Here is a 5,151-nt window from a genome sequence, read left to right as displayed (position 1 = left end):
GATTTTTTCAGGATCGCCCATCTGTACCGGAGCACCGTGAACATTCGGCATCTTGACTGTGATGTCATACGCTTTCTGGGCATGTTCCGGCGTCATCGGGCGCATGGAACATACCATCGGACCGGAAAACGGACCTGCCGGGACTGTCTGGATGTTCGTCTTGAACATCGGGACATTTCTTCCCTGCGCAATATGACGGATCTCAATTCCCTCACGGATCAGAGCTTCCTCAAATGAGAAGGAACATCCGATCAGAAATCCCACATATCCCTCTTTCCAGTAAGAGGATACATCCGTCAGTTCTTTTGTGAAGACACCGTTCTCATAGATGCGGTATTTCGGGATATCCGTACAGATATTTCCACCCTCTCCCATTGCGTGAGTATCCGGTGTTCCCTTTACAATCTCAAGAATCGGACACGGAAACGGATTTTTCTGTGCATACTCTTCAAAATCTGCCGCATATTCCGGCGGAAGAATGACAAGGTTTGCCTGCGCATATCCACGGCACATTCCAGCGGTCGGGAAATCAATCACTCCCTCGCGAATCAGCTGACGCACCTGTGCCGGACTCATATCTACATAAGGTGTAATATCAAATGCCATAATCGTTTCCTCCTCATTTTCAACTCTGTTTTCAGACATCATATCACAATTCCTCGAAAAAATGAAATACTTTTTTCCGAATTTTTCTGAAAAATAGAAAATAAAGGAGAAACATTAAAAAATAAAGAGAAATCCTGTGATTTACGGGTCTTATCCTTCTGCAAAATTTCCTGTATAAAGCTGATAGTATTTTCCTTTCTGTGCAATCAGATCTTCATGATTTCCGCGCTCGATGATTCTTCCCTGTTCCAGAACCATGATGCAGTCCGAATTCTTGACCGTGGAAAGGCGATGGGCGATGACAAACGTTGTACGCCCTTTCATCAGGGCATCCATTCCGGCCTGTACCAGTGCCTCCGTTCGCGTGTCAATCGAGGAAGTCGCCTCATCAAGAATCAGAACCGGCGGATCGGCAACCGCTGCCCGGGCAATCGCGAGAAGCTGTCTCTGTCCCTGGCTCAGGCTTGCTCCGTCGGCTGTCAGAATCGTCTGATAACCGTTTGGAAGTCTCCGGATAAAACCATCCGCATTTGCAAGCCGCGCTGCTGCCATACACTCCTCATCGCTCGCATCCAGTTTTCCGTAACGGATGTTGTCGATCACGCTTCCGGTGAACAGATGCGTGTCCTGAAGAACCATTCCGAGAGAACGGCGCAGATCCGACTTTCGGATTTTCGTGATGTTGATGCCGTCATAACGGATTTTTCCGTCCTGAATGTCATAAAAACGGTTGATCAGATTCGTGATCGTCGTCTTTCCGGCTCCGGTAGAACCGACAAAAGCAATTTTCTGTCCCGGCTTTGCATAGAGATGAATATCGTGCAGAACCATGTGGGAAGCGTCATAGCCGAAGTCAACGCCGTCCATCACAATCTCCCCATTCAGCTTTTGATACGTGATACTTCCGTCTGCCTGATGCGGATGCTTCCATGCCCAGACATCCGTGCGCTTTTCGGATTCATGGATCTGGCCGTGTTCATCCTCCTCGGCATTTACGAGTTCTACGTATCCGTGATCTTCCTCCGGCTTCTCATCCATCAGCTCAAAGACGCGCTGTGCCCCGGCGGATGCCATGATAATCGAATTGAGCTGCTGGCTGATCTGGGTAATCGGCTGGGTAAAACTCTTGTTGAGTGCGACAAAGGCGATGATCGTTCCGATCGTCACATTTCCAATGCCGCTCAATGCCATCAGGGCACCGCTCACGGCACAGAGCACATAGCTCAGATTTCCGATGTTTCCGTTGATCGGCATCAGGATATTTGCATAGCGGTTTGCCTTATCCGCACTCTCCCGAAGCTGATTGTTGATCTTTTTGAAATCCTCAATCGAAGTCTCCTCATGGCAGAATACCTTGATGACCTTCTGTCCGTCCATCATCTCCTCAATAAATCCATCCACGGTGCCGAGATCTCTCTGCTGTGCATAGAAATATTTACCGGAAAGCCCCGAGATCTTTTTCGTGACAACGAGCATCAAAATTGACATGAGGACACTCAAAATCGTCAGCGGGATGTTCAAAATCAGCATGGAAATCAGAGTTGCAACAATTGTGACAGCGGAATTGATTACCTGCGGAATGCTCTGTCCAAAGAGCTGGCGCAGAGTATCGACGTCATTCGTGTAGACAGACATGATGTCTCCGTGTGCATGCGTGTCAAAATAGCGGATCGGCAGAGATTCCATATTTGAGAAGAGCTCGGTTCTGAGTTTCAGCATGGTTCCCTGACTGATATTAACCATAATTCGATTGTATGCATAAGCCGCAATCACACCGGTTGCATAGACACCGGCGATTTTCATCAGCGCCTGCGCTAGCGGAAGAAATTCCGGAGAATCCGAATTCAGAATCGGAATGATATAGTCATCGACAAGCGACTGGTTAAAGAGCATTCCACGCATCGTGCAGACGGCTCCGAGAATGACGAATGCAACAACAAGAAGAAACTGCACGCGATAATGTGCAAGCATGTAGGCAAAGAGACGTCCGAGAACCCCGAAGGATTTCCGCTTATCTCTGTTGCCGGAAGATTTTTTGTGATCCATATGTCTTTCACTCCTTTCACGGGTTATGCTCCTATGAGCGGTTCTGATCGAAATCTCCACCGCCGTTCTGATTCTGGGATTCATAGATTTCCCGGTAAATCTTATTGGTGGAGAGCAGCTCCTCATGGGTTCCGATTCCATTGATCTGGCCATTCTCAAGAACGACAATCCGGTCTGCATCCTGAACACTTGAGATGCGCTGGGCAATGATCAGTTTTGTTGTTCCGGGAATTTCCTCGGCAAATGCTCTGCGGATCTTGGCATCGGTCGCCGTGTCCACTGCGCTCGTAGAATCATCGAGAATCAAAATTTTCGGAGATTTCAAGAGTGCGCGTGCAATGCACAGACGCTGTTTCTGACCGCCGGAGACGTTGACTCCGCCGCGCTCCAGATACGTATCATATTTGTCCGGAAAACGCTCAATAAACTCATCCGCACACGCAGCCTGACAGGCGCGGATGCACTCCTCTCTCGTCGCGTCTTCCTTTCCCCATCGCAGATTCTCTAAAATCGTTCCGGAAAACAGAACGTTTTTCTGAAGAACTACGGAAACCTGATTTCTCAGAGTTTCCAGATCGTATTTTCTGACATCGACACCGCCCACGCAGACGGATCCGTCGGTCACATCATAGAGACGGCTGATCAGATTGACCAGACTGCTCTTTCCGCTGCCGGTTCCACCGATGATTCCGATTGTCTCGCCGGAACGGATATGCAGGTCAATGTTCTTTAACGTGTCCTCTCCGCTTCCATGACGGTAAGCAAAAGAGACATGGTGAAAATCAATGCTTCCGTCTGCAACATCCCGGACCGGCTGTCTCGGATTATCAAGATCCGGTGTTTCGGCGAGCACCTCGCAGATTCTTCGGATGCTTGCCATACTCATCGTCATCATGACAAAGACCATAGAAAGCATCATCAGAGACATCATCAGGGACATTGTGTAACTGAAGAGCGATGTCAGCTCTCCGGTTGTCATCGTTCCCGCCACGATGAATTTGGCACCGAACCAGGAAATTCCGATGATACATCCGTAGACGACAAGCATCATCATCGGGTTATTTAGAATGACAAGGCTCTCTGCTTTCACAAAGAGACGGTAGAGTGTCTGGGCCGCACGGCTGAATTTCTCATTCTCATGCTGTTCCCGCACGTAAGCCTTCACGACACGGATCGCAGAAACGTTCTCCTGAACGCTTGCATTCAGATCGTCATACCGGTGAAAGACTTCATCGAATACTCTGGTTGCAAAACGGATGATTGTGAAAAGTACAATACCGAGGAAAAGAATCGCTGCCAAAAACATCAGACTCAGTTTCGGGCTGATCACCAAACACATGACCATGCTGCAGATCAGCATCATAGGAGCCCGGACCGCAATGCGGATGATCATCTGAAAGGCATTCTGTACGTTTGTGATGTCGGTTGTCATACGGGTCACAAGGCTTGCGGTGCTGAACTTATCAATGTTTGAGAAGGAGAATGTCTGAATTTTCTCATACATACTCTCGCGCAGGTTGCAGGCAAAGCCTGACGAGGCGCTTGCGGCATACTTTCCCGCCAATGCACCAAACAGCAGGCTGAGCATCGCCATCACCACCATCAGGGCGCCATAGCGGTAAACTGCCGAGAGATTCTCTCCGTTTAATCCCTCATCGATGATTCGGGATGTAATAAAGGGCAGCAGAACTTCCATGATCACTTCCAACGCTGCAAAAAGCGGCGTGAGCACGGTATCCTTTTTGTACTGCCGGATCTGTTTTAAAAGAATCATATTCTTACCTCCGGATTTTTCTTTTTTACAGTTCTTGTGTTTTTTAATTTCCAATTACAAACATGTATTTTATCTCAAATCCGGTTGTTTGAGAAATTCAAATCTGTTATAATCTATAAAAAAGTTTTATTGATATTAAAAAGAAAATAGAATCGCTTTACATAATATTTTTATGTAAATGATTTGATTTGAATTTCTCGGATAAAAAATAAAACAGAACGCACAGAAGGGAGCTTTGACAATCCAGAATGAATACTTTTCAATTAGCCTGTTTTCTCTCCGTCGCAAAAACACTGAATTTTTCCCGAACAGCTCAGGAACTGAATATCTCTCAGCCTGCGGTCAGCCATCAGATCAATATGCTTGAGAAAGAGCTCAATGTCAAACTGTTTTCCCGCACAAGCAAAAGTGTTACTCTGACACAGGAGGGGCTGCAGTTTCTCCCGGATGCAGATGATATGATACACATTGCCGCATCGGCAAAAGAGCGTCTTGCAAGCAGGGAGCAGACCGTTTCTTTTGCGATCGGATGTCACAATTACGCGGAACTTGAGATGGTTCCCGGAATTCTTCGAGACTTAAAGAAAGAATATCCTCTGCTGCGCCCGATGATCCATATGGTTCCATTTGAAAATCTTGGAAATCAACTGGAAAACGGACGCATTCAGATCATGTCCGGAATGAGGGATAGCTATCACAATCCCTTTTTCTGCTATAAGGAAATC

The 5,151-nt window shown here is 47.4% G+C and carries 4 protein-coding genes; 1 reads left to right on the top strand and 3 read right to left on the bottom strand.

Annotated features, from left to right (window positions below):
- The 3 genes from ACR0QE_RS13060 to ACR0QE_RS13050 form a co-directional block, all read right to left on the bottom strand.
- Positions 1 to 606, bottom strand: a 606-nt coding sequence (locus ACR0QE_RS13060) for a D-glutamate cyclase family protein (protein ID WP_432628771.1), incomplete at its 3' end; no start/stop codon positions are given.
- Positions 607 to 756: 150 nt separating this feature from the next.
- A complete protein-coding gene (locus ACR0QE_RS13055; protein ID WP_432628770.1) occupies positions 757 to 2,652 on the bottom strand; it encodes an ABC transporter ATP-binding protein in 1,896 nt (631 codons plus the stop codon).
- A gap of 31 nt (positions 2,653 to 2,683) precedes the next feature.
- A complete protein-coding gene (locus ACR0QE_RS13050; protein WP_432628769.1) occupies positions 2,684 to 4,426 on the bottom strand; it encodes an ABC transporter ATP-binding protein in 1,743 nt (580 codons plus the stop codon).
- 248 nt (positions 4,427 to 4,674) lie between these two features.
- Here ACR0QE_RS13050 and ACR0QE_RS13045 point away from each other — a divergent pair.
- The coding region (locus ACR0QE_RS13045) for a LysR family transcriptional regulator (RefSeq protein ID WP_432628768.1) at positions 4,675 to 5,151 on the top strand (477 nt) is incomplete at its 3' end.

The organism is Brotaphodocola sp., from assembly GCF_050873065.1.
In the GTDB taxonomy this organism is placed as follows: domain Bacteria; phylum Bacillota; class Clostridia; order Lachnospirales; family Lachnospiraceae; genus Brotaphodocola.
This window is presented reverse-complemented; position numbering and strand designations above follow the sequence as displayed.

Coding starts and splice junctions, on each gene's coding strand:
- ACR0QE_RS13055 (WP_432628770.1), bottom strand. CDS start 2,652: ATGGATCACAAAAAATCTTCCGGCAACAGAGATAAGCGGAAATCCTTC.
- ACR0QE_RS13050 (WP_432628769.1), bottom strand. CDS start 4,426: ATGATTCTTTTAAAACAGATCCGGCAGTACAAAAAGGATACCGTGCTC.